Origin of the sequence: Desulfurivibrio nitratireducens (genome assembly GCF_044068515.1) — a bacterium.
Taxonomy (GTDB): domain Bacteria; phylum Desulfobacterota; class Desulfobulbia; order Desulfobulbales; family Desulfurivibrionaceae; genus Desulfurivibrio.
Map to the genome: position 1 here is coordinate 1 of NZ_JBIPKI010000087.1, position 2,854 is coordinate 2,854.

The following is a 2,854-nucleotide window of genomic DNA, read 5'->3' on the forward strand; positions in this document are numbered from 1 at the left end:
CCCATGTCCTCGATTTTCAGCGGGTCAGCGCCGCCGCCAGCGGGGTGGCCGACCGGGTGGAGCATCTGCGCCTGGACTGGCGCAAGCCCCCGGAACTGCCCCCCTTCACCACGATCATCGGGGCGGAAATTCTCTTCCGGGAGGATTTCTTCGAGCCCCTGCTGGCCATCATGACCCAATGCCTGGCCCCGGGTGGCAGCATCTACCTGGCCCACGACTTCAGTCGCCAGAGCCTGCCCCGCTTCCTGGCCCGGGCGGAAAAGGATTTCACCATCGCCATCAGCCGCCGCCGGATGCAAGGCGACGACCGTGAGCAGACCATTATCCTCAGCCGCCTGCAAAGGCACGGCCACTGACATGCGCTACCGCGATCTGGACTGGAAAGCCCTCTGGCAGGAAGAATACCGCCACAAATCGCGGCCCCGCCGCAAACCGGGCGACTGGGACCGGCGAGCCGGCGATTTCGCCGCCAGCCACAAGGAATCCCCCTACGCCGATGAATTCCTGGCCCGCTTCAACTGGCAGCCGGAGTGGACCGTCCTCGACGCCGGCTGCGGCCCCGGCACCCTTTCCCTGCCCCTGGCCCGCCGGGTCAAGGAGGTCACCGCCCTCGACTTTTCCGCCGAAATGCTGGCCCAACTGGCCAAGGAACAAACCCGGCAAGGACTGACCAACATTCAGCGGGTCCAGGCCGCCTGGGAGGACGACTGGCAGGCCCTGGCCATCCCGCCCCATGACGTGGTCATCGCCTCCCGCTCCCTGGCGGTGGACGACCTGCCCGGCGCCCTGGCCAAGGTCGATCAATGGGCGCGGCGGCTGGCCATCGTCAGCGACCGGGTGGGGGCCGGGCCCTTCGACCCGGATCTTTTCGCCACCCTGCAACGTCCCTGCGAACCGGGGCCGGACTATATCTTCACCGTCAACATTCTTTACCAACTGGGCATTCAGGCCCGGGTCGATTTCATCACCCTGGAACAGGACCGGGTTTACCCCAACCGGGAAAAAGCCCGGGCCTCCCTGCTCTGGATGCTCTCCGAGCCTCCCCTGAGCGCCGCCGAGGAGGCCCGCCTGGAGGAATACCTGGACGCCCGCCTGCAACCCCGGCCGGACGGCAGCTGGCTTTTGACCCGGCGTCAGCCGGCCCGCTGGGCGGTGATTTCCTGGAGCAAGTAGGACCCGGCCCCGGCGGTCCGGGTTGGCGGCCGGTTTTTCGCTGGGCCCGCCGGGCGCGCTGTGGTAAAAAATTTAAGCTGGCCGGTCCAAGCCCGGGCCGGGGCGCAATCCCGGCCGGTGGAGCGGGCCGGCAAATGACGGCCAACCGAGCCGGTAAGCCGGTCTCCGGCAACGGGGGCAACCCGCTGAAACCTGGCGGTTTTGTCCTGATCAGCAACGGAAGCGTGAGCTCATGCGAATCATGATCGTCGGCGCCGGCATGGTCGGCCGCCATCTCTGCGAAAAACTCTCGGGTGAAGGCCAGGAAGTGATCCTGGTGGACAGCGACGAGAAGAAGCTGCGCCGCCTGGAGCGGGAGCTAAACATCATGCCGGTCCACGGCAGCGGCGCTTCCCCCAAGATCCTGGAAAAGGCGGGGATCGATCAGACCGATCTCTTCATCGCGGTCACCGACAGCGATGAAATCAACCTGATCGCCTGCATCATTTCCCGCCAGTACAAGGTCAAGACCAGGATCGCCCGGGTCCGCAACGAGGATTTCTACGCCCAGGGCACCTCCCAGGTGGAACGGACCCTGGGCATCGACCTGGTGATCAGCCCGGACCTGGCCATGACCGAGGAAATCCTCCGCCTGACCACCCTGAGCCAGGCGGTGGAGGTGGCGGAATTCGGCCACGGCCAGATCGATCTCCTGGGTTACCAGGCCAAGGAGGAGCACCCCTGCGTCGGCTCCACCCTGGCCGATCTGCGCGATCTCCAAAGCATCTACCACTTCCTGGTGGTCGCCATCACCCGGGGGGAAAAAACCATCATCCCCCGGGGCAGCGACAAGATCGAAGCCGGCGACAAGCTCTACCTGGTGACCCGCCGCCCCGACGTTCCGGCGGTGGAACACCTGCTCTTCGCCAGCACCAGTCGGATGCCCCGCCGGGTCTTCATCGTCGGCGGCGGTCCCATCGGGGCCATGGTCGCCCGCCAGATGGAGCAGCTCAATATCGATATAAACCTGCTGGAACAGAACCCGGCCACCTGTGAAATCCTGGCCGAACAACTGGAAAGGACGGTGGTGCTCAACAGCGACGGCCTCGAGGCCCAGGATCTGCTCGAAGAAGACATCGACCAGGCCGACCTGGTGATCGCGGTGACCAACAGCGACACCACCAACATCCTCTCCAGCCTCCTGGCCAAGCACCACGGGGCCAAGAAGTGCATCACCCTGATCAGCAACCCCGGCTTTATCCCCATGCTGGGCAAGCTGGGCATCGACGTACCCCTGAGCCCGCGCCAGGTGGCGGCCAACCTGATTCTGCGCTATGTGCGGGGCGGAGGCCGGATCGTCAGCGTGGCCAGCCTGCTGGGCGGCAATGCCGAGGTGGTGGAAATGAAGGTTCCGGACACCGACCAGTTCGTCGATCTGCCCCTCAAACACCTGACCTTTCCCCATGGTTCCATCGTCGGGGCGATCATGCGGGGCCACCAGACCATTATCCCCACCGGGGAGACCAAGCTGGCCCCGGACGATAATCTGATCATCTTCTTCACCAGCGACGCGGAGCAGGGGGTAGCCTCCCTCTTCGATAAATAGCAAACGCCCAGCAGCACCGCATCTTGCGGCGATCGGCCCGGCTTGCCCAGGTTATGATTTCCGGGTGGTGGACAACCTGCTGACCAATTTCCACTT

At 65.0% G+C, this 2,854-nt stretch carries 3 protein-coding genes; all 3 read left to right on the forward strand.

Annotated features, from left to right (window positions below; genetic code table 11):
* On the forward strand, positions 1 to 356 hold a 356-nt coding region (locus tag ACHHTY_RS11940), incomplete at its 5' end, for a class I SAM-dependent methyltransferase (protein ID WP_462346279.1).
* Entirely contained in the window at positions 310 to 1,173 is an 864-nt protein-coding gene (locus ACHHTY_RS11945; RefSeq protein ID WP_395494394.1) for a class I SAM-dependent methyltransferase, read from the forward strand. The genes ACHHTY_RS11940 and ACHHTY_RS11945, both read left to right, overlap by 47 nt.
* Before the next feature lie 232 nt (positions 1,174 to 1,405).
* Positions 1,406 to 2,758, forward strand: a complete 1,353-nt coding sequence (gene trkA, locus ACHHTY_RS11950; RefSeq protein ID WP_395494396.1) for a Trk system potassium transporter TrkA — start codon at positions 1,406 to 1,408, stop codon at positions 2,756 to 2,758.
* Positions 2,759 to 2,854 lie beyond the last annotated feature (96 nt).